This is a genomic window from Pseudomonas mandelii (assembly GCF_024138395.1).
Lineage (GTDB): Bacteria > Pseudomonadota > Gammaproteobacteria > Pseudomonadales > Pseudomonadaceae > Aquipseudomonas > Aquipseudomonas mandelii_E.
In genome coordinates, this window is record NZ_JAMYDU010000006.1 from 156537 (window position 1) to 177095 (window position 20559).

22 protein-coding genes are annotated in these 20559 nt (G+C 59.9%); 21 read left to right on the forward strand and 1 reads right to left on the reverse strand.

Translation table 11 applies throughout. The features are described 5' to 3' along the window. Positions 1–37: 37 nt before the first annotated feature. The 4 genes from NHU87_RS12765 (at position 38) to NHU87_RS12780 (ending at position 3897) form a co-directional block, all read left to right on the forward strand. Positions 38–343: an STAS domain-containing protein gene (locus NHU87_RS12765; protein WP_253548810.1), complete on the forward strand. Its 306-nt coding sequence runs from the start codon at positions 38–40 to the stop codon at positions 341–343. A gap of 5 nt (positions 344–348) precedes the next feature. Further along, the gene (locus tag NHU87_RS12770) at positions 349–2067 is read left to right on the forward strand and encodes a fused response regulator/phosphatase (RefSeq protein ID WP_253548812.1); all 1719 of its coding nucleotides are present in this window, start codon (positions 349–351) and stop codon (positions 2065–2067) included. A gap of 15 nt (positions 2068–2082) precedes the next feature. Then, a complete protein-coding gene (locus NHU87_RS12775; RefSeq protein WP_253548814.1) occupies positions 2083–2430 on the forward strand; it encodes an Hpt domain-containing protein in 348 nt (115 codons plus the stop codon). Between the two features lie 105 nt (positions 2431–2535). Then, entirely contained in the window at positions 2536–3897 is a 1362-nt protein-coding gene (locus tag NHU87_RS12780; RefSeq protein ID WP_253548816.1) for a flagellar hook-length control protein FliK, read from the forward strand. A gap of 6 nt (positions 3898–3903) precedes the next feature. Here the strand turns inward: NHU87_RS12780 and NHU87_RS12785 are convergent, their stop codons facing one another. Then, entirely contained in the window at positions 3904–4071 is a 168-nt protein-coding gene (locus tag NHU87_RS12785) for a hypothetical protein (protein ID WP_253548818.1), read from the reverse strand. A gap of 60 nt (positions 4072–4131) precedes the next feature. Between NHU87_RS12785 and fliL the strand changes: the two genes are divergently transcribed. The 17 genes from fliL to NHU87_RS12870 all read left to right on the forward strand — a co-directional run bounded on the left by fliL (position 4132) and on the right by NHU87_RS12870 (position 20545). Beyond that, on the forward strand, positions 4132–4635 hold the full coding sequence (fliL, locus tag NHU87_RS12790; RefSeq protein WP_253548820.1) for a flagellar basal body-associated protein FliL: 504 nt from the start codon (positions 4132–4134) through the stop codon (positions 4633–4635). A 9-nt stretch (positions 4636–4644) separates the two neighbouring features. Then, positions 4645–5613, forward strand: coding sequence for a flagellar motor switch protein FliM (gene fliM, locus NHU87_RS12795; RefSeq protein ID WP_008072629.1), 969 nt, complete (start codon positions 4645–4647; stop codon positions 5611–5613). A gap of 67 nt (positions 5614–5680) precedes the next feature. Beyond that, positions 5681–6139, forward strand: a complete 459-nt coding sequence (gene fliN / locus NHU87_RS12800; RefSeq protein WP_095634473.1) for a flagellar motor switch protein FliN — start codon at positions 5681–5683, stop codon at positions 6137–6139. Beyond that, on the forward strand, positions 6140–6601 hold the full coding sequence (fliO, locus tag NHU87_RS12805; protein WP_253548821.1) for a flagellar biosynthetic protein FliO: 462 nt from the start codon (positions 6140–6142) through the stop codon (positions 6599–6601). Continuing rightward, a complete protein-coding gene (gene fliP / locus NHU87_RS12810) occupies positions 6601–7359 on the forward strand; it encodes a flagellar type III secretion system pore protein FliP (protein WP_253548824.1) in 759 nt (252 codons plus the stop codon). The genes fliO and fliP overlap by 1 nt, the downstream gene beginning before the upstream one ends. Next, positions 7356–7625 (forward strand): flagellar biosynthesis protein FliQ, encoded by a 270-nt coding sequence (gene fliQ, locus NHU87_RS12815; RefSeq protein WP_007938648.1) that lies wholly within the window; start codon positions 7356–7358, stop codon positions 7623–7625. The genes fliP and fliQ overlap by 4 nt, the downstream gene beginning before the upstream one ends. A gap of 3 nt (positions 7626–7628) precedes the next feature. Beyond that, complete coding sequence (gene fliR / locus NHU87_RS12820; protein ID WP_253548826.1) at positions 7629–8411, forward strand: flagellar biosynthetic protein FliR; 783 nt, start codon at positions 7629–7631, stop codon at positions 8409–8411. A 3-nt stretch (positions 8412–8414) separates the two neighbouring features. Continuing rightward, a complete protein-coding gene (gene flhB, locus NHU87_RS12825) occupies positions 8415–9554 on the forward strand; it encodes a flagellar biosynthesis protein FlhB (protein WP_253548828.1) in 1140 nt (379 codons plus the stop codon). A gap of 258 nt (positions 9555–9812) precedes the next feature. Continuing rightward, the gene (flhA, locus tag NHU87_RS12830; protein ID WP_253548830.1) at positions 9813–11942 is read left to right on the forward strand and encodes a flagellar biosynthesis protein FlhA; all 2130 of its coding nucleotides are present in this window, start codon (positions 9813–9815) and stop codon (positions 11940–11942) included. An 11-nt stretch (positions 11943–11953) separates the two neighbouring features. Continuing rightward, entirely contained in the window at positions 11954–13282 is a 1329-nt protein-coding gene (gene flhF / locus NHU87_RS12835; RefSeq protein WP_253548832.1) for a flagellar biosynthesis protein FlhF, read from the forward strand. 116 nt (positions 13283–13398) lie between these two features. Continuing rightward, positions 13399–14229: a flagellar synthesis regulator FleN gene (gene fleN / locus NHU87_RS12840; RefSeq protein ID WP_003222917.1), complete on the forward strand. Its 831-nt coding sequence runs from the start codon at positions 13399–13401 to the stop codon at positions 14227–14229. Then, positions 14226–14966: an RNA polymerase sigma factor FliA gene (fliA, locus tag NHU87_RS12845; RefSeq protein WP_007894214.1), complete on the forward strand. Its 741-nt coding sequence runs from the start codon at positions 14226–14228 to the stop codon at positions 14964–14966. Before fleN ends, fliA begins: the two co-directional genes overlap by 4 nt. Before the next feature lie 168 nt (positions 14967–15134). Continuing rightward, the gene (locus NHU87_RS12850) at positions 15135–15506 is read left to right on the forward strand and encodes a chemotaxis response regulator CheY (RefSeq protein WP_008072643.1); all 372 of its coding nucleotides are present in this window, start codon (positions 15135–15137) and stop codon (positions 15504–15506) included. Positions 15507–15536: 30 nt separating this feature from the next. Continuing rightward, the gene (locus NHU87_RS12855; RefSeq protein WP_253548834.1) at positions 15537–16325 is read left to right on the forward strand and encodes a protein phosphatase CheZ; all 789 of its coding nucleotides are present in this window, start codon (positions 15537–15539) and stop codon (positions 16323–16325) included. Between the two features lie 53 nt (positions 16326–16378). Beyond that, positions 16379–18625, forward strand: coding sequence for a chemotaxis protein CheA (locus NHU87_RS12860; protein WP_253548836.1), 2247 nt, complete (start codon positions 16379–16381; stop codon positions 18623–18625). A 49-nt stretch (positions 18626–18674) separates the two neighbouring features. After that, the gene (locus NHU87_RS12865; protein WP_253548838.1) at positions 18675–19805 is read left to right on the forward strand and encodes a protein-glutamate methylesterase/protein-glutamine glutaminase; all 1131 of its coding nucleotides are present in this window, start codon (positions 18675–18677) and stop codon (positions 19803–19805) included. Further along, positions 19805–20545, forward strand: a complete 741-nt coding sequence (locus tag NHU87_RS12870) for a flagellar motor protein (RefSeq protein WP_253548840.1) — start codon at positions 19805–19807, stop codon at positions 20543–20545. Before NHU87_RS12865 ends, NHU87_RS12870 begins: the two co-directional genes overlap by 1 nt. The last annotated feature ends 14 nt before the right edge of the window (positions 20546–20559 follow it).

Consider the following 20559-nt stretch of genomic DNA (forward strand, 5'->3'; position numbering starts at 1 on the left):
CTACACGTACGTTCGCCAATGACAAGGAAGCCGTGAAATGTCAGTCGTTACAGAAGTATCTCAGGATGGGAAAAAGCTGACGATTTCGATCGAGGGGCGATTCGATTTCGGTCGGCATCAGGAGTTTCGCGAGTCCTACGAGCGACTCAACAATAAACCCGAGTCCATTGTGGTGGACCTGAAGAAAGCCACGTATCTCGATAGCTCTGCGCTGGGCATGCTGCTCTTGCTGCGTGATCACGCCGGTGGCGACAATTCCGATATTCGCGTCGTGAACAGCAGCTCCGATGTGAAGAAAATCCTCGCCATTTCCAACTTCGACAAGTTGTTCGACATCAGTTGATCGTCATGCAATCGCTCGAACCGCTGACGATACTGATCGCTGAAGACAGCGCGGCCGATCGCTTGCTGCTGTCGACTATCGTCCGGCGCCAGGGCCATGAAGTGCTGACGGCCGCCAACGGCGCCGAGGCGGTCGAAGCGTTCCGTTCGCAGCGACCACACCTGGTGCTGATGGACGCCATGATGCCGGTGATGGACGGTTTCGAGGCTGCGCGGCAGATCAAGGCGCTGGCCGGTGAAACCCTGGTGCCGATCATCTTTTTGACGTCGCTGACCGAAAGCGAAGCCCTGGCCCGCTGTCTGGAGGCCGGGGGCGACGATTTTCTGGCAAAGCCTTACAACCAGGTGATCCTCGCCGCCAAGATAAAGGCCATGGACCGTTTGCGACGTTTGCAAGCCACGGTGCTGGAGCAGCGCGACCTGATCGCCAGGCACCACGATTACCTGCTCAACGAGCAACGGGTAGCCAAAGCCGTGTTCGACAAGGTCGCCCATTCCGGTTGCCTGAACGCGCCGAACATCCGTTACCTGCAATCGCCCTATGCGCTGTTCAATGGCGATTTGTTATTGGCCGCATTCACCCCGGCCGGCGACATGAATGTGCTGTTGGGCGATTTCACTGGCCATGGTTTGCCTGCCGCCGTCGGCGCGATGCCCCTGGCTGAAGTCTTCTACGGCATGACGGCCAAGGGCTACGGTTTGTCCGAAACCCTGCGCGAGATGAACGCCAAGCTCAAACGTATCCTGCCAGTGGACATGTTCTGCTGTGCGACCCTGCTGTGCCTGAGTTTTCAGCGAGGATCGGTGGAGGTCTGGAACGGCGGGATGCCGGACGGTTACCTGCACAGCATTGCCAGCGGCGAACGTACAGTGCTGACGGCGCGGCACTTGCCGCTGGGCGTGCTGAGCCCGCAAACCTTCGATGATCGCACTGAGGTGTTCCCGATGGCCGTCGGGGATCGGGTGTTTCTGCTGTCTGACGGGGTGATCGATACCTGCGATGCCAATGAACAATTGTTTGGCGTAGAGCGATTGGAGCAGGTGTTTGCAGCCAATCGTCAGCCTGATGCGCTGTTCGAAGAGATCGAACAGGCGCTGCGGGACTTTCGCGGGGAGGCCCGCGATGACGTGAGCATGGTCGAGGTCAGTCTGCTGGAGGCTGCGCAATTGAGTCCGCCAGCGCCAGTGTACTCTGACAGCGGCCAGTCCAGCCCGCTGGACTGGTCGGTGAGTTTCGAGTTCCGTGCCGCCACGCTTAAACGCTTCAATCCGCTGCCGTACTTGTTACAGTTGCTGCTTGAGGTGCATGGCCTGCGGGCTCAGAGTGGCGCGCTCTACAGTGTGTTGGCAGAGCTTTATTCCAACGCCCTGGAGCATGGCGTGTTGGGGCTGGATTCGAGTCTGAAGCGCGATGCTTCGGGTTTTGCGCGTTATTATCAGCAGCGCAATGCGCGCCTGGACGAATTGCGCGACGGTTATGTGCGGGTGCATTTGCAGGTGACGCCAAAAGGCGAGGGCGGTTGTTTGGCGATTCGGGTCGAAGACAGCGGCAGGGGATTCGATGTGGCGCGGGTGATGGAGCGTCCTGCCGATGGTGTCCGTCTGTCGGGACGTGGCGTCAGTTTGATCCGTCAGTTGAGCCATCATGCGCGCTGGACCGATAATGGTCGAAGTGCTCACGTGGAGTTCTTCTGGGAGGCTCTGGCTCAATCCCAACATTCTTGATCAAGGAGCGAACAAGTGGCTGACACACATCTGGACCGTGACGTGCTGAGCGCGTTGCAGGAAGTTATGGAAGACGGGTATCCAGAATTACTCGATACCTTTCTCGCCGATTCCGAAGAGCGTTTGAGTCTGCTGCGGCAAACTGGCGATGCCGATCAGTTGGGCGCCGCTGCGCACAGCTTCAAAGGCAGCAGCAGCAATATGGGCGCTACCCGCCTGGCCGAGCTGTGCCATGAGCTGGAGCAGCGAGCCAAGCAAAAAAGCCTTGAGGGCATTGAAGCGCTGGTCGGAGAAATTGACGGCGAATTCGCCATTGTCCGGCCCCTCTACGAAGCTGAGCGCCAGCGCTCCCTTGCTGAATAAAACTGCCGCCCGGCGCTTTTAGCGGTCAGCGAACAAAGCTGGCTCGACCCTTGCTAACAACTTACTCAACTGTACCTACGATCCCAGTGCAGCGGAGACCGTTTTATGCCCGTTACCCCAAACACGCTTCTTCAGGCCACCACCACGGCCAAGGCTCAAGCCGCATCCGCCAATACACCGGCGCTGACAGCTGAGCCCGGGGACAAGGCCTCCAGCTTCGCTCAGGTCTATGCTAATCAGGCCCAGAACAAACCCTCCGCCATGACGGACGGCTCGGCTAAACCCGCACGCGACAAAGCGCCGGACAGCGCCAGCAAAAAAGATCTGGTCAACGACAAGTCTGCCGCCCCGGAACCGACGGTTGCCGATAGCGGCAAATCCTTGCCCGCCGATAAACCGGCGCAAACGGATGACAAGGCTGTCGCGGACGATGCGTCCGTGGTTGCCGAAATACCGGTCGTCGATGCCGCACCGGTGGACCCGAGCCTCGATCCAGTCTTGATGCAGGTCGTCGCGCCGGTTGTACAGGTTCCCGCGCCGGAAACTCCACCGGTGGTGGCCGCTGTGCAGTCATCCGTTGAAGTCCCTGCCGCGGCCTCCGTTACTGCGGCTGCCGCGCAAGTTGTAGCGGTCGCTGATCCGGATTTCGACCCCGAAGCCGACCCTCTCGATGCCCTGCCAGCCGTGCGCATGGCCATGGAGCAGGGCGGGCACGTTTCGGCCGCCAGCCAGGCCCAGCCAAAAGCCGCACCGACCTCGGCTCAAGTCGACGGCGAGCCGACTTCGGCACAAAACTTTGCTGCGGGCATGGCGAGCATGCTGGATGTACAAGCTGATCAGGACAGCACCAGTCAGGGTGGCGAGAAGGCCTTCAGTGGGTTGATCGATGGCGGCCTCAAGGATCTCTCGTCCGCCAGTAGCGATACTCGCGTCGATGATTTCGCCAACCGTCTGGCGGCACTGACCCAGGCGGCAACGCCCAAGACTGCCAATGCATTGCCGGTGAACCAGCCAATCGCCATGCATCAGAGCGGTTGGACCGAAGAGGTGGTCAATCGGGTCATGTACCTGTCCAGCGCCAACCTCAAGGCGGCCGACATCCAGTTGCAACCTGCCGAGCTCGGACGCCTCGATATTCGGGTGAGCATGGTGCCGGATCAGCAGACCCAGGTGACCTTCATGAGCGCCCACCCCAGCGTTCGCGAAGCGCTCGACGGGCAAATGCATCGCCTGCGCGATATGTTCGCGCAGCAGGGCATGGGTCAGGTGGACGTCAACGTTTCCGATCAGTCCCGTGGCTGGCAGGGGCAGGGTCAGGAACAGGCTCAACAGCGGCAGGGTGGACGTACCAATGCCAATGGCGGTCGCCTCGACTCTGGTGATGAAGAACTTCCTGCTACGGTCGCTGAAGTAGCCGCCAACACCACCAGCGTGATAGGCACCAGCGCCGTCGACTACTACGCCTGATCGAACTCACATAAAACCTGTGGGAGCGGGCTTGCCCGCGATGGCGGCATAACAGTCGATGAATATATTGACTGTCAGGCCTTCATCGCGGGCAAGCCCGCTCCCACAGTGGTTTATGGCGTTCTGCAGATTGCTGTAGTTACCTGACCCCTCTCCCTCGGATACTTCTGGCATAACACTTGCTCTTGCCTTGCCGTGCGACTGTGAAAACCCGAATAGTGACGGATTATTGGCATGGCTAAGAGCGACGCAGCACCAGTGAAAGACCCCGCAACCAAAGGCAAAATCAAGCTGATCATTGTAATCGTCGTGGCCCTGTTGCTGGCGATCGGCTTGTCCGTGGGGGCGACCTGGTTCTTCATGCACAGCGCCCAGAGCAAACCTGCCCCCGCGGCTGAAACCGCTGTGGTCGGCAAGCAGCCGGCGATCTTCGAGCCCATGGCGCCGGCCTTCGTGGCCAACTACAACCAGAACGGCCGCCAGCGCTACATGCAGGTGAGTATCACCCTGCAGGGCCGCAATCAGGCCGATCTGGACGCGCTCAAAGTCCACATGCCGGTGATCCGCAATAACCTGGTCATGCTGTTTTCCGGTCAGGATTTCACCACGCTGGCGACGCCTGTCGGCCAGGAAATGTTGCGTCAGAAAGCCACGGCCAGCGTCCAGGAAGTGGCGCAGAAAGAGCTGGGTAAAGTGGTGATCGAACAGTTGCTTTTCACTAATTTCGTACTGCAGTAGGAACACGACATGGCCGTGCAGGACCTGCTGTCCCAGGATGAGATCGATGCGCTGTTGCATGGCGTCGACGATGGTCTGGTACAGACCGATAACGCTGCCGAACCCGGCAGTGTCAAAAGCTACGACCTGACCAGCCAGGATCGCATCGTCCGTGGACGCATGCCGACCCTGGAAATGATCAACGAGCGTTTTGCCCGCTACACCCGCATCAGCATGTTCAACATGTTGCGCCGCTCGGCGGACGTTGCCGTCGGTGGCGTGCAGGTGATGAAGTTCGGCGAATACGTGCACTCGCTGTACGTGCCGACCAGTCTCAACCTGGTCAAGATCAAACCGCTGCGCGGCACCGCGTTGTTCATCCTCGACGCCAAGCTGGTGTTCAAACTGGTGGACAACTTCTTTGGCGGCGACGGCCGTCACGCGAAGATCGAAGGGCGTGAATTCACCCCCACCGAACTGCGTGTGGTGCGCATGGTGCTGGAACAGGCCTTCGTCGATTTGAAGGAAGCCTGGCAGGCGATCATGGAAGTGAACTTCGAGTACATCAACTCGGAAGTGAACCCGGCCATGGCCAACATCGTCGGCCCGAGCGAGGCCGTTGTGGTGTCGACGTTCCACATCGAGCTCGATGGCGGTGGCGGCGACCTGCACGTGACCATGCCGTACTCGATGATCGAGCCGGTGCGCGAAATGCTCGACGCCGGCTTCCAGTCGGACCTCGACGATCAGGACGAGCGCTGGATCAACGCCTTGCGCCAGGACGTACTGGACGTCGACGTGCCGATCGGTGCCACCGTGGCCCGCCGCCAGCTGCGTCTTCGCGACATCTTGCACATGCAGCCCGGGGACATTATTCCGGTCGAGATGCCGGAAGAAATGATCATGCGCGCCAATGGCGTACCGGCCTTCAAGGTCAAGATGGGCTCGCACAAAGGCAACCTCGCGTTGCAGGTGATCGAGCCGATCGAGCGCCGCTGACCGGCGCTCCAACTCCCCCCTTTAATTGACTGCTCTTGATTGAGCAGGTGCCCGCCGAGGACAAATGATGAACGACGATATGAACGCCCAGGACGACCAGGCACTGGCCGATGAGTGGGCTGCGGCCCTGGAAGAAACCGGTGACGCCGGGCAGGACGATATCGATGCCTTGCTGGCCGCCGACGCCAGCGGTTCGTCGTCCAACCGCTTGCCAATGGAAGAGTTCGGCAGCGTGCCGAGGAACAACGATCCGGTGACGCTGGACGGTCCGAACCTGGACGTGATCCTCGATATCCCGGTGTCGATTTCCATGGAAGTCGGCAGCACCGATATCAACATCCGCAACCTGCTGCAACTCAACCAGGGTTCGGTGATCGAGCTCGATCGTCTGGCCGGCGAGCCGCTGGACGTGCTGGTCAACGGCACGCTCATCGCCCACGGTGAAGTGGTGGTGGTCAATGAAAAGTTCGGCATTCGCCTGACCGACGTGATCAGCCCAAGCGAACGCATCAAGAAGCTGCGCTGAGTGAAAAAGGTTCTGGGTTTTGTGCTTGGGTTGGCGCTGGCCTTGCCGTTCAGCGTGTTGGCTGCCGAACCGGTAACGACGGCTGCGACAGCGGCTGCTACGCCGGCCGTCAGCAGCGGTGTGGCTGGGCAATTGACGCAATTGGTATTCGGCTTGGTGCTGGTGCTGGGGTTGATCTTCTTCCTCGCTTGGCTGCTGCGCCGGGTCCAACAGGCTGGGCCGGCCGGCAAGGGGCAGGTGATCGAGCTGATCGGTTCGCGTGCCCTGGGTCCCCGTGACCGTTTGATGCTGGTGCAGGTCGGCAACGAACAGATTCTGCTCGGCCTGAGCCCCGGCACCATCACCGCGTTGCACGTGCTCAAGGAGCCGGTGCAAGTGCCGAGCGGGCCTGAAAAGGCGACCCCGGAGTTTGCTCAGCATCTGTTGAGGATGCTCGGCAAGGATCATAAGGATAAGAAGTAATGGGTGCGTTACGCATCGTCTTGACCCTGGCCCTGATGCTGGCCGCACCGCTGGCGTTTGCCGCCGATCCGTTGTCGATCCCGGCAATCACTTTGGGCACTAACGCCGAAGGCGCTCAGGAATACTCGGTCAGCCTGCAAATCCTGCTGATCATGACTGCGCTGAGTTTCATCCCGGCGTTCGTCATGCTGATGACCAGTTTCACCCGGATCATAATCGTGTTCTCGATCCTGCGTCAGGCCCTGGGCTTGCAGCAGACACCGTCGAACCAGATCCTCACCGGCATGGCGCTGTTCCTGACTATGTTCATCATGGCGCCAGTGTTCGATCGGGTGAATCAGGATGCCTTGCAGCCCTATCTGGCGGAGAAACTCACCGCTCAGGATGCCGTGACCAAGGCTCAGGTGCCGATCAAGGACTTCATGCTGGCCCAGACGCGCAGCAGCGATCTGGAGTTGTTTATGCGCCTGTCCAAGCGCACCGACATCGCTACACCTGATCAGGCGCCGCTGACGATTCTAGTGCCGGCGTTCGTCACTTCCGAGCTGAAAACCGCGTTCCAGATCGGCTTCATGATCTTCATTCCGTTCCTGATCATCGACCTGGTCGTGGCCAGTGTGCTGATGGCGATGGGTATGATGATGCTCTCGCCACTGATCATTTCCCTGCCGTTCAAGATCATGCTGTTCGTGCTGGTGGATGGTTGGGCGTTGATCATCGGTACCTTGGCGAGCAGCTTCGGCGGCGTTTCACCATGACGCCGGAAGTTGCCGTAGACATCTTTCGCGAAGCGCTGTGGCTGACCACCATGATGGTTGCCGTGCTGGTGATTCCGAGCTTGCTGGTGGGGTTGTTGGTGGCGATGTTCCAGGCCGCCACCCAGATCAACGAACAGACTCTGAGCTTCCTGCCGCGACTGCTGGTGATGCTGGTGACGCTGATCGTTGCTGGCCCGTGGCTTGTGCAGACTTTCATGGAATACATTCTCCAGCTGTACCACAGCATTCCTCAGGTCATCGGCTAAACCATGTCGCTGCTGCAGCTGACCGATACCCAGATCAGCACCTGGGTGGCGACGTTCCTGTTGCCGCTGTTTCGCATCGGCTCGTTGTTGATGGTGATGCCGATTTTCGGCACGACCCTGGTGCCCATGCGTGTGCGTCTGTACTTCGCTCTGGCGATCACCCTCGTGATTGCCCCCGGCCTGCCGCCGATGCCGCCGGTCAATGCACTCGACCTGAGCGCACTGCTGCTGATCGCCGAGCAAATCATCATTGGCGCGGTGTTGGGTTTTTCCTTGCAGCTGTTCTTCCAGGCTTTTGTGGTCGCCGGGCAAATTGTCGCGATCCAGATGGGCATGGGCTTCGCCTCGATGGTCGACCCTACGAACGGTGTGTCGGTGGCGGTGATCGGGCAGTTTTTCACCATGCTGGTGACCCTGCTGTTCCTGTCGATGAATGGCCACTTGGTGGTGTTCGAAGTCCTCACCGAAAGCTTCACCACGCTGCCGGTCGGTGGCGGGTTGATGGTCCATCATTTCTGGGAATTGGCCGGCAAACTCGGCTGGGTACTCGGTGCGGCACTGTTGCTGGTTTTGCCAGCGATCACGGCGTTGCTGGTGGTCAACATTGCGTTTGGCGTGATGACTCGGGCGGCGCCGCAGTTGAACATCTTCTCGATCGGCTTCCCGCTGACCCTGGTGCTTGGGCTGTTCATCGTCTGGGTCGGTCTGGCGGACATTCTCAATCAGTATCAACCGCTGGCCTCCGAGGCTTTGCAGTTGTTACGCGAACTGGCACGGGCGCGCTGAGTCATGGCTGAGAGCGAAAGCGGTCAGGACAAAACAGAAGACCCCACGGAGAAACGTAAAAAGGACTCCCGTGAGAAGGGCGAGATTGCGCGCTCCAAGGAGCTCAATACCTTGGCGGTCATGCTCGCTGGCGCCGGTGCGCTGCTGATTTTCGGTGGTGCGTTGGCGCAGGACATGATGGAGCTGATGCGCATGAACTTCTCGCTCTCGCGGGAAGTGATTCTGGATCAGCGCTCCATGGGCACGTACCTGCTGCACTCGGGGCAGATCGCCCTGTTGGCGATTCAGCCGGTGATGATCACCATGCTGCTGGCTGCGCTGATAGGTCCGATTTCCCTGGGGGGCTGGCTATTCGCGGCCGGCTCCATGGCCCCCAAGTTCAGTCGCATGAATCCGGGGGCGGGGTTGAAACGGATGTTCTCGGCCAAGGCGCTGGTGGAATTGCTCAAGGCCCTGGCGAAGTTTTTCATCGTGTTGTTTGTAGCGTTGGCGGTCTTGTCGGCGGATATCGACGATCTGCTGCGCATCGCTCACGAACCCTTGGACATGGCGATCATTCACAGCCTGCAACTGGTTGGCTGGAGCACCTTGTGGATGGCGTGCGGGCTGATCATCATCGCGGCGGTGGATGTGCCGGTGCAGATTTGGGAAAGCCTGAAAAAACTGAAGATGACCAAGCAGGAAGTGCGCGACGAGCACAAGGATCAGGAAGGTAAGCCAGAGGTCAAACAGCGCATTCGCCAGTTGCAGCGCGAGATGTCGCAGCGGCGGATGATGGCGGCCATTCCCGAGGCCGACGTGGTCATCACCAACCCGACTCATTACGCCGTAGCCCTCAAGTACGATCCAGACAAAGGCAATGCGCCGGTGCTGTTGGCCAAGGGCAGCGACTTCCTCGCTTTGAAGATTCGCGAAATCGCCGTGGCCAACAATGTGCTGCTGCTCGAATCGCCGGCGCTGGCGCGTTCAATCTACTACTCCACGGAACTGGAGCAGGAAATTCCCGGCGGGCTGTATCTGGCGGTTGCCCAGGTATTGGCCTATGTCTATCAAATCCGCCAGTACCGTGCCGGCAAGGGCAAGCGCCCGGATCCGCTCCAGAATGATTTGCCGATTCCGCCGGATCTGCGCCGCGATTCCTGATTGGCGTGTTGGTAATGCTGGCCTCTTCGCGGGCAAGCCTCGCTCCTACAGTCCCGTGTCATTCGCATATGTCGCGAGCGACACGGGACTGTAGGAGCGAGGCTTGCGCTTGCCCGCGAAGGCGTCGGTACAGACGATACAAATCCCCGGAACAGCCCTCTATTCCCCCGCTCTGCAAAGTTGGAAGGCTTCTTGCAGTACCCGCCCTGCGCCCGTTCCGGGCGTCAAAGATTTGCTTTAAAGGAACGGGGAAAACCGGTGGATCGCTCTCAGTTATTCAACACTGCTCGCACAAACGTTGCCGACCTCAGTCGGGGCAATCTGGGTGTGCCGCTGTTGCTGCTGGTCATGCTGGCCATGATGATGTTGCCGATTCCGCCGTTCCTGCTGGACGTGTTTTTCACGTTCAACATTGCCTTGTCCATCGTCGTGCTGCTGGTCTGCGTATACGCCTTGCGGCCATTGGATTTTGCGGTGTTCCCGACCATTTTGCTGGTGGCGACGTTGCTGCGATTGGCGCTGAACGTGGCCTCGACACGGGTGGTGATGCTCCACGGGCAGGACGGCCACGCCGCCGCCGGTAAGGTGATCCAGGCCTTCGGTGAAGTGGTGATCGGCGGTAACTACGTGGTTGGTATCGTGGTCTTCGCGATTCTGATGATCATCAACTTCGTCGTAGTGACCAAGGGCGCCGGGCGGATTTCCGAGGTCAGCGCGCGTTTCACCCTCGATGCGATGCCCGGCAAACAGATGGCCATCGACGCTGACTTGAACGCCGGCCTCATCGATCAGAACCAGGCGAAACTGCGCCGGATGGAAGTGGCTCAGGAAGCCGAGTTCTACGGTTCGATGGACGGTGCCAGCAAGTTCGTGCGCGGTGACGCCATCGCCGGCCTGCTGATTCTGTTCATCAACCTGATCGGCGGCATGGCGGTCGGTATCTTCCAGCACGGCATGACCTTTGGCGATGCCGGTCGGGTGTACGCCTTGTTGACCATCGGTGACGGTTTGGTGGCGCAATTGCCATCACTGCTGTTGTCGACTGCCGCTGCGATCATGGTGACCCGTGCTTCCGGTTCGGAAGACATGGGCAAGCAGATTAATCGTCAGATGTTCGCTTCGCCGAAAGCCTTGGCAGTGGCCGCTGGCTTGATGGCGGTGATGGGCCTGGTGCCGGGCATGCCGCACTTCTCCTTTCTGAGCATGGCAGCTGTGGCGGCCGGTGGCGCTTACCTGTTCTGGAAGAAGCAGAACGCGGTCAAGGTCCATGCCCTGCAAGAGGTCAAGCGTCAGCAGGAATTGCTGCCATCGCCGGCCCGCGCCCAGGAAACCAAGGAGCTTGGGTGGGATGACGTGACGCCGATCGACATGATCGGTCTGGAAGTCGGCTACCGCCTGATCCCGCTGGTGGATCGCAACCAGGGTGGTCAGTTGCTGGCGCGGATCAAGGGTGTGCGTAAAAAGCTCTCCCAGGACCTGGGCTTCTTGATGCCGACAGTGCATATCCGTGACAACCTCGACCTGGCGCCAAGCGCCTACCGCCTGACCCTGATGGGCGTAATCCTGGCCGAGGCCGAGATTTATCCGGATCGCGAACTGGCGATCAACCCGGGGCAGGTCTACGGTACGCTCAACGGTATCACCGCCAAAGATCCGGCTTTTGGTCTGGAGGCGGTCTGGATTGAAATCAGCCAGCGTGCCCAGGCGCAATCCCTCGGCTACACCGTGGTCGATGCCAGTACGGTCGTAGCGACTCACTTGAACCAGATTTTGTACAAGCACTCCAGCGAGCTGATTGGCCACGAAGAAGTCCAGCAACTTATGCAATTGCTGGCCAAAAGCTCACCGAAACTGGCCGAAGAGCTGGTGCCGGGGGTGGTTTCGCTGTCGCAACTGCTCAAAGTCCTACAGGCGTTGTTGGCCGAACAGGTGCCGGTCCGGGACATTCGCAGCATTGCCGAAGCCATCGCGAACAACGCCGCCAAGAGTCAAGATACTGCCGCTTTGGTGGCCGCGGTGCGCGTCGGCGTATCCCGCGCAATCGTGCAAAGCATTGTAGGCACTGAGTCGGAGCTGCCTGTGATCACCTTGGAACCAAGGTTGGAACAAATATTGCTCAATAGTCTTCAGAAGGCAGGACAAGGCTCGGAAGAGGGTGTTCTGTTGGAGCCAAGCATGGCAGAGAAACTGCAACGCTCGTTGATCGAAGCGGCGCAGCGTCAGGAAATGCAAGGTCAACCGGTGATTCTGCTGGTGGCCGGTCCGGTTCGCGCGATGCTCTCGCGATTCGGCCGACTGGCAGTCCCGGGTTTGCATGTGTTGGCTTACCAGGAAATCCCTGACAACAAGCAAGTGACCATCGTTGCGACAGTAGGGCCCAACGGCTGAGGTAGTGGTTTATGCAAGTTAAGCGTTTTTTCGCCGCCGATATGCGTCAGGCCATGAAACTGGTTCGTGATGAGCTGGGCGCTGATGCCGCCATCATTGGCAACCGCCGGATCGCCGGCGGTGTCGAGCTGACGGCTGCCCTGGATTACAAATTGTCGGCGCTGGCCCCGCGTGTTCCGAACATGGAACTCGAGGACGAGCTGCGCAAGACCCAGTCGCGGATCGTCACCGCCCAGGCCGAACTGAGCCTGCGTAGCGATGGCGAGAGCGACAAGACCACCAATCGCCAATTGTTCGCCGGCCTGCCGTTGACTGCCGCCGAGCCACTGATCGAGCCGACCTACGCCGAACCTCGTCGTGCAGCGCCGGCCCCTGCGCCAGCCTCCGGTGGCGTTGACCCGCGTGCATTCGACTCGATGCGTTTCGAGCTCAACAGCCTACGTGAACTGATGGAAGTGCAACTGGGGTCGCTGGCCTGGAATCAGCTGCAAGGCAGCCGTCCGGCCCAGGCCAACCTCTGGCGTCGCCTGCAACGCATCGGTCTGTCCGGCCCGTTGTCGCGCGATCTGCTGGCATTGATTACCGATATTGAAGAACCCCGTCAGGCCTGGCGCATGTTGCTCGCGCACCTGGCGCGGATGATCGCTACCCCGGAAGTCGAGCCGCTAGAAGAGGGCGGTGTGATTGCGATGGTCGGCCCGGCCGGCATGGGCAAGACCACCACGCTGGCCAAACTCGCGGCCCGTTATGTGCTCAAGTACGGCGCGCAGAACATCGCGCTGGTGAGCATGGACAGCTACCGCATCGGAGCTCAGGAACAGCTCAAGACGCTGGGCCGCATCCTCAATGTGTCGGTCACCCACGTCGACCCGGGCCAATCGCTGGTGCAGGCAATGGAGCCTTTGCTGCGCAAACGCGTGGTGCTGATCGATACCGCCGGCCTGCAGGCCAGCGATCCGGCTCTGCGCATGCAACTGGAAAGCCTGGCCGGACGGGGCATCAAATCAAAAAATTATCTGGTCTTGGCAACCACTAGCCAGAAACAGGTTCTAACCGCCGCTTATCACAGTTACAAACGTTGCGGCCTTGCCGGCTGCATCCTGACTAAACTGGATGAAACGGCAAGCTTGGGCGAGGTGTTGAGCCTGGCTATCAGTCATGAACTGCCGGTGGCTTACCTGACCGATGGCCCGCGGATCCCGGATGATTTGCATCTGCCGCGTCGTCATCAGTTGGTCAGTCGCGCCGTTAGCGTGCAAATGCAGGAAGAACCCAGCGAAGAAGCCATGGCTGACATGTTCGCTGACCTTTACCACAGTCCGACCAAGCGGGTCGGCTGAGGTGTTAATGAACGGTTTTTGTACCTACATCGATGGTCTGCCATGCATTGTTCAGTTGGTGAACGCGCAGCCAGTAATGTGGCCTCCGTCTAAGTAAGACAAGGTAAAGAAATAACATGGGCAGCATGCATCCCGTACAGGTGATCGCGGTGACCGGCGGCAAAGGTGGCGTCGGGAAGACTAACGTGTCAGTGAACTTGTCCCTGGCTCTAGCAGAGCTCGGCCGGCGCGTCATGCTGCTGGATGCCGATCTGGGGCTGGCGAACGTCGACGTCCTGCTGGGGCTGACACCCAAACGTACCCTGGCCGACGTGATCGAAGGCCGCTGTGAACTGCGCGACGTGCTGTTGCAAGGGCCCGGCGGTATTCGCATCGTTCCGGCTGCGTCCGGCACCCAGAGCATGGTTCATCTGAGCCCGGCCCAGCATGCCGGCCTGATCCAGGCTTTCAGCGACATCGGCGACAATCTCGACGTATTGGTGATCGACACCGCTGCGGGCATTGGTGACTCGGTAGTCAGTTTCGTGCGCGCCGCCCAAGAAGTATTGCTGGTGGTGTGCGACGAGCCGACCTCGATCACTGACGCCTACGCGCTGATCAAACTGCTTAACCGCGACTACGGCATGAATCGTTTCCGCGTCCTGGCCAACATGGCGCAGAGCCCGCAGGAAGGCCGCAACCTGTTCGCCAAGTTGACCAAGGTCACGGATCGTTTCCTCGACGTCGCCTTGCAATACGTCGGCGCGGTGCCTTACGACGAAAGCGTGCGCAAGGCTGTGCAGAAGCAGCGTGCCGTCTACGAAGCCTTCCCGCGTTCCAAGTGCGCCCTGGCGTTCAAGGCCATTGCGCAGAAGGTCGATACCTGGCCGCTGCCGGCCAACCCGCGTGGGCATCTGGAGTTTTTCGTCGAGCGCCTCGTGCAACAGACCGCAGGACCCGTCCTATGACAGCCAGTGGCTACAACCTCTACAAGAAATCGGCACGTGACGCGCAGTACGAGCTGATCGAGCGTTACGCGCCACTGGTCAAACGCATTGCCTACCACCTGCTGGCGCGTTTGCCGGCCAGTGTCCAGGTCGAAGACCTGATCCAGGCCGGGATGATCGGCCTGCTTGAAGTATCAACCAAATACGACGCCAGCAAAGGCGCGAGTTTCGAGACGTACGCGGGCATTCGAATCCGCGGCGCGATGCTCGATGAAGTGCGCAAGGGGGACTGGGCGCCACGTTCGGTTCACCGCAATACCCGCATGGTCAGCGACGCGATTCGCTCGATTGAAGCTAAAACCGGCCGTGACGCTAAAGATCACGAAGTTGCGGCCGAACTCCAATTGAGTCTCGATGATTATTACGGGATTTTGAACGACACCCTGGGCAGCCGGTTATTCAGTTTCGACGATCTGTTGCAGGACGGCGAACACGAAGGGCTGCATGAGGATGGCGCCAGTGCTCATCTCGAGCCGTCACGCGATCTGGAAGATGAACGCTTCCAGGCGGCGCTGGCGGACGCGATTGCCAATTTGCCGGAGCGTGAGCGACTGGTGTTGGCGCTGTACTACGACGAAGAGTTGAATCTCAAGGAAATCGGTGAGGTCCTGGGGGTCAGCGAATCGCGGGTCAGCCAGTTACACAGCCAGTGCGCGGCCCGTTTGCGGGGGCGTTTGGGGGAGTGGCGAGCGCGCTGACAGGCAGTGTGGGGACACTGCGAACGAGGTTGGTACGGCATTTTGCTGCATCAGCCACGGCCCGTTGTAATCCATACAACTGTTGAGTGTTACGCCGAATTGATTGAACGGCGCGTTCAGGTGCTGCGCGCGTTTTAAGACTGCTTGGAGGTCGAATTGGACAAGAATATGAAAATCCTCATCGTTGATGACTTCTCGACGATGCGGCGGATCATAAAAAACCTGTTGCGTGACCTTGGGTTCACCAACACGGTCGAGGCGGATGACGGTATTACCGCGATTCCGGTCCTCAACAGCGGGAGCATCGACTTTCTGGTAACGGACTGGAACATGCCCGGCATGACCGGTATCGATCTGCTGCGCCACGTGCGTGCCGATGAAAAACTCAAACACCTGCCGGTGTTGATGGTTACGGCCGAAGCCAAGCGCGAGCAAATCATCGAAGCCGCTCAGGCGGGTGTGAACGGCTATGTGGTCAAGCCATTCACGGCTCAAGCGTTGAAAGACAAGATTGAAAAGATCTTCGAACGCATCGGTTGATGTGCAAAGCCAGTCCGTCACGGGGGAGCTATGGAGCAAAACGAATCTTCACAGGGCGATTTCGAGTCGACCCTGAAAAAACACGCGGTCGAACTGGTCGAAAGCCTTGAAAAAGGCAGGTTCGGCGACGCTGTGCAACTGATCCATGAGCTCAACCAGACCCGTGACCGCGGCCTGTATCAGGAAGTGGGCAAGCTCACCCGCGAGCTGCATAGCGCGATCGTCAATTTCCAGATTGACCCGCACATGCCGCAAGCCGAGGAAGTGTCTCAGATCACGGATGCCACCGAGCGCCTGGGTTATGTGGTCAAGCTGACCGAGGCCGCGGCCAACCGCACCATGGACCTGGTGGAAAACGCCACGCCGCTGATCAACAGCCTGAGCGACGAAGCTCAGGCGCTGAGCACGGATTGGGGACGGTTCATGCGTCGCGAAGTCGGGGCTGAAGAGTTCCGTGAACTGGCCCGGCGGGTCGACGGTTTCCTGACACGCAGCAGCGAAGACAACCGCATCGTGTCGAGCAACCTCAACGACATTCTGCTGGCCCAGGATTACCAGGACCTCACCGGTCAGGTGATCAAGCGCGTGACCCAATTAGTCACCGAAGTAGAAAGCAACCTGCTCAAGCTCGTGCTCATGGCCAGTCAGGTCGACCGCTTTGCGGGTATCGAACATGACCGTGAAGCGATGCTGGCTGAAAAAGATCCGCAAAAACATCTCTCTCAGGGTGAAGGTCCGCAGATTCATGCCGATAAAAGAGAAGACGTTGTGTCCGGTCAGGACGATGTGGACGATTTGCTATCCAGCCTGGGATTCTAAATTTTAGAGTTTTAGGTTTTTTAGGTTTTTAGACCTGTAGGAGCACCCCCTTAATGAGCTTCGGCGCCGATGAAGAGATCCTTCAGGATTTCCTGGTTGAGGCCGGCGAGATTCTAGAGCAACTGTCCGAACAGCTGGTCGAGCTTGAAAGCCGACCGGATGATGCGGATTTGCTCAATGCAATTTTTCGCGGTTTTCACACTGTAAAAGGGGGCGCCGGCTTCCTCCAGCTCAACGAGCTGGTGGAGTGCTGTCACATCGCCGAGAACGTGTTCGACATCCTGCGCAAGGGTGAACGACGCGTCGACTCGGAACTGATGGACGTGGTTCTCGAAGCATTGGACGCGGTGAACGGCATGTTCAGCGAAGTCCGCGAACGCAGCCCGATCACGGCTGCCACGCCTGAGTTGCTTGCAGCGTTGGCCCGTTTGGCCGAGCCGCAAACCGCCGACGAAGCGGCACCTGTCGCTGAAGCGGTGCAAGCACCAGCCGCCGAAAGCGAATCAGGCGACATCACCGATAACGAATTCGAACAATTGCTGGACTCGCTGAATGCCGTCAAGGCTCAGGCCGAGGCGCCAGCCGCTGTTTCTGCACCGGCGCCGACCAGCGATGCGGCCACCAGCGACGAAATCACCGATGCCGAGTTCGAGTCGTTGCTCGATCAATTGCACGGCAAAGGCCAGTTCGCCGCCGATGCAGTAGTCGCGGCGCCCGCCGCACCGGCTGCCCCGAAAGCGGCAGGCGACAGCTCCGACATCACCGACGACGAGTTCGAAGCACTGCTCGATCAGTTGCACGGCAAAGGCAACTTTGCAGTCGATGCGCTGGAATCGGCGATTGCTTCGGCCCCGGCCCCGGCTGCGCCAACCGCTAAAGCGGCCGGCGGCGATCTGATCTCCGATCACGAGTTCGAATCGCTGCTCGACGAATTGCATGGCAAGGGCAAGTTCACTGAAGTGGGCACAGGTGCTGCTGCTTCCGCAGTAGCAATCCCAGTCGCCAAGGCACCGGCACCTGTCGCCAAAGCGCCCGAGCCAAAAGCCGAAGCACCCAAGCCTGCCGCCGCTGCTGCACCGGCGCCTGCTCGTGCCCCGGCTGCGCCGCCACCGGAAAAACCGGCCAGCGAAGCCGAGACCACCGTGCGGGTCGATACCGCGCGTCTCGACGAAATCATGAACATGGTCGGCGAGTTGGTACTGGTGCGTAACCGCTTGGTCCGTCTGGGCCTCAACAGCGGCGACGAAGCCATGTCCAAGGCTGTGTCGAACCTCGACGTGGTCACGGCCGACCTGCAAACCGCGGTCATGAAGACCCGGATGCAGCCGATCAAGAAAGTCTTCGGGCGCTTCCCGCGTCTGGTTCGCGACCTGGCTCGCCAGCTCAAGAAAGAGATCAACCTGGAGCTGGTTGGCGAAGAAACCGACCTCGACAAGAACCTCGTCGAGGCCTTGGCCGACCCGCTGGTCCACTTGGTGCGCAACTCGGTCGACCACGGTATTGAAGAGCCGGCTGAGCGCGAAGCGATGGGCAAGCCTCGCAGCGGCAAGGTGATCCTGTCCGCGGAACAGGAAGGCGACCACATCCTGCTGTCCATCTCCGATGATGGCAAAGGCATGGACGCTGATGTTCTGCGCGGTATCGCCGTGAAGAAAGGTCTGATGGACAAGGATGCGGCGGACCGTCTCAGCGAGTCGGATTGCTTCAACCTGATCTTCGCGCCGGGCTTCTCGACCAAGACCGAAATTTCCGACGTCTCCGGGCGCGGCGTGGGCATGGACGTGGTGAAAACCAAGATCGCCCAGCTCAACGGCACCATCAATATCTACTCGACCAAGGGCAAGGGCTCGAAGATCGTCATCAAGGTCCCGTTGACCTTGGCGATCATGCCGACGCTGATGGTCATGCTCGGCAACCAGGCGTTCGCGTTCCCGCTGGTGAACGTCAACGAGATCTTCCACCTCGACCTGTCGCGCACCAACGTGGTGGACGGCCAGGAAGTGGTGATCGTGCGGGACAAGGCGCTGCCTCTGTTCTACCTCAAACGCTGGCTGGTCAGCTCCGCCGCTCACGAAGAGCAGCGCGAAGGCCATGTGGTGATTCTTTCGGTGGGCACTCAGCGGATCGGCTTCGTCGTCGATCAACTGGTGGGTCAGGAAGAAGTGGTCATCAAGCCATTGGGCAAAATGCTCCAGGGAACCCCGGGCATGTCCGGCGCCACCATCACCGGTGACGGCCGCATTGCACTGATTCTCGATGTTCCGAGCATGCTCAAGCGTTACGCCGCACGGCGTATTTGATTCTGGGGGAGCGGGGCGACTGAGCCTCGCCCCGTCTAACGGAGTGTTTATGGCAGTCAAAGTCCTGGTGGTGGACGATTCGGGGTTTTTCCGCCGCCGCGTCTCGGAAATTCTTTCAGCGGATTCGAATATCCAGGTCGTCGGTACGGCGACCAATGGCAAAGAGGCGATCGATCAGGCGCTGGCCCTCAAGCCAGACGTGATCACCATGGACTACGAGATGCCAATGATGGACGGCATCACGGCAGTGCGGCACATCATGCAGCGCTGCCCGACCCCGGTGTTGATGTTCTCCTCGCTGACGCACGAAGGCGCGCGGGTCACCCTCGATGCGCTGGACGCCGGCGCGGTGGACTTCCTGCCGAAAAATTTCGAAGACATCTCGCGTAACCCGGAGAAGGTCAAGCAGCTGCTGTGCGAGAAGATTCTCAGCATCTCGCGCAGTAACCGTCGCGCCAGTACTTACAGCGCTCCGGCTCCCGTGGCCGCACCAACCCCGACACCTGCGCCTTCGAGTGTCAGCAGCTACGGCAGCAGTGCGCCTGCGCGTCCGGCACCTGCACCGATTCCGGCTCGCAGCCATGCTGCAACGCCGTCGTCTCCGGCACCGAAACGCAAAGCCTATAAACTGGTCGCCATCGGCACCTCCACCGGTGGCCCGGTTGCCCTGCAACGGGTTCTGACCCAGTTGCCGGCCAACTTCCCGGCACCGATCGTGTTGATCCAGCACATGCCGGCCGCCTTCACCAAGGCCTTCGCCGAGCGTCTGGACAAGCTGTGCCGCATCAGCGTCAAGGAAGCCGAGGATGGCGACATCCTGCGTCCGGGCCTGGCGCTGTTGGCGCCGGGTGGCAAGCAAATGATGATCGACGGCCGTGGCGCGGTAAAAATCCTGCCGGGCGACGAGCGTCTGAACTACAAACCGTGCGTGGACATCACCTTCGGTTCCGCGGCCAAATCCTACGGCGACAAAGTTCTGGCGGTGGTACTCACCGGCATGGGCGCCGACGGTCGCGAAGGCGCGCGTCTGCTCAAGCAGGGCGGCAGTGCGATTTGGGCTCAGGATGAAGCCAGCTGCGTGATCTACGGCATGCCAATGGCGATCGTCAAAGCCGAACTCGCGGACGCGGTCTATAGCCTGGACGATATTGGCCGGCATCTGGTCGAGGCGTGCGTCTGATGGATGTGCTCAGCCTGATCGGCATCATCATGGCGTTCGTCGCCATCATCGGCGGCAACTACCTCGAAGGCGGGCACCTCGGCGCGCTGGCCAACGGCCCGGCGGCGTTGATCGTACTCGGTGGGACCATCGGCGCGGCGCTGCTGCAATCGCCGATGAGTGCCTTCAAGCGCGCCATGCAGATTCTTGGCTGGATCCTGTTTCCACCTCGCGTGGACCTGGCCGGCGGCGTGGATCGCGTGGTGAATTGGAGCCTGACCGCCCGCAAGGAAGGTTTGCTCGGTCTGGAAGGGGTGGCCGACGCCGAACCCGACAGCTATTCGCGCAAAGGCTTGCAATTGCTGGTGGACGGCGCTGAGCCGGAAGCGATTCGCAGCATTCTGGAAGTGGATTTCTACACCCAGGAAAGCCGCGACATCGAAGCTGCCAAAGTCTTTGAAAGCATGGGCGGCTACGCGCCGACCATCGGCATCATCGGTGCGGTGATGGGCCTGATCCATGTCATGGGCAACCTCGCCGATCCATCGCAATTGGGCAGCGGCATTGCCGTTGCCTTTGTTGCCACCATCTATGGCGTGGCCAGTGCCAACCTGATGCTGCTGCCGATTGCCGCCAAGCTCAAGTCCATCGCGTTGCGGCAGTCGCGTTATCGCGAGATGTTGCTGGAAGGCATTCTGTCGATCGCCGAAGGTGAAAACCCTCGCTCTATCGAGTTGAAGCTTCAGGGCTTCATGGATTGATGGGGGAAATGAAC

What these genes read in the sequence shown, in the direction of transcription:
- NHU87_RS12765 (WP_253548810.1), top strand. Translation starts at nt 38, where the DNA reads ATGTCAGTCGTTACAGAAGTATCTCAGGATGGGAAAAAGCTGACGATT.
- NHU87_RS12770 (WP_253548812.1), top strand. Translation starts at nt 349, where the DNA reads ATGCAATCGCTCGAACCGCTGACGATACTGATCGCTGAAGACAGCGCG.
- NHU87_RS12780 (WP_253548816.1), top strand. Translation starts at nt 2,536, where the DNA reads ATGCCCGTTACCCCAAACACGCTTCTTCAGGCCACCACCACGGCCAAG.
- NHU87_RS12785 (WP_253548818.1), bottom strand. Translation starts at nt 4,071, where the DNA reads ATGCCAGAAGTATCCGAGGGAGAGGGGTCAGGTAACTACAGCAATCTG.
- fliL (WP_253548820.1), top strand. Translation starts at nt 4,132, where the DNA reads ATGGCTAAGAGCGACGCAGCACCAGTGAAAGACCCCGCAACCAAAGGC.
- fliM (WP_008072629.1), top strand. Translation starts at nt 4,645, where the DNA reads ATGGCCGTGCAGGACCTGCTGTCCCAGGATGAGATCGATGCGCTGTTG.
- fliN (WP_095634473.1), top strand. Translation starts at nt 5,681, where the DNA reads ATGAACGACGATATGAACGCCCAGGACGACCAGGCACTGGCCGATGAG.
- fliP (WP_253548824.1), top strand. Translation starts at nt 6,601, where the DNA reads ATGGGTGCGTTACGCATCGTCTTGACCCTGGCCCTGATGCTGGCCGCA.
- fliQ (WP_007938648.1), top strand. Translation starts at nt 7,356, where the DNA reads ATGACGCCGGAAGTTGCCGTAGACATCTTTCGCGAAGCGCTGTGGCTG.
- fliR (WP_253548826.1), top strand. Translation starts at nt 7,629, where the DNA reads ATGTCGCTGCTGCAGCTGACCGATACCCAGATCAGCACCTGGGTGGCG.
- flhB (WP_253548828.1), top strand. Translation starts at nt 8,415, where the DNA reads ATGGCTGAGAGCGAAAGCGGTCAGGACAAAACAGAAGACCCCACGGAG.
- flhF (WP_253548832.1), top strand. Translation starts at nt 11,954, where the DNA reads ATGCAAGTTAAGCGTTTTTTCGCCGCCGATATGCGTCAGGCCATGAAA.
- fleN (WP_003222917.1), top strand. Translation starts at nt 13,399, where the DNA reads ATGGGCAGCATGCATCCCGTACAGGTGATCGCGGTGACCGGCGGCAAA.
- fliA (WP_007894214.1), top strand. Translation starts at nt 14,226, where the DNA reads ATGACAGCCAGTGGCTACAACCTCTACAAGAAATCGGCACGTGACGCG.
- NHU87_RS12850 (WP_008072643.1), top strand. Translation starts at nt 15,135, where the DNA reads ATGAAAATCCTCATCGTTGATGACTTCTCGACGATGCGGCGGATCATA.
- NHU87_RS12855 (WP_253548834.1), top strand. Translation starts at nt 15,537, where the DNA reads ATGGAGCAAAACGAATCTTCACAGGGCGATTTCGAGTCGACCCTGAAA.
- NHU87_RS12860 (WP_253548836.1), top strand. Translation starts at nt 16,379, where the DNA reads ATGAGCTTCGGCGCCGATGAAGAGATCCTTCAGGATTTCCTGGTTGAG.
- NHU87_RS12865 (WP_253548838.1), top strand. Translation starts at nt 18,675, where the DNA reads ATGGCAGTCAAAGTCCTGGTGGTGGACGATTCGGGGTTTTTCCGCCGC.
- NHU87_RS12870 (WP_253548840.1), top strand. Translation starts at nt 19,805, where the DNA reads ATGGATGTGCTCAGCCTGATCGGCATCATCATGGCGTTCGTCGCCATC.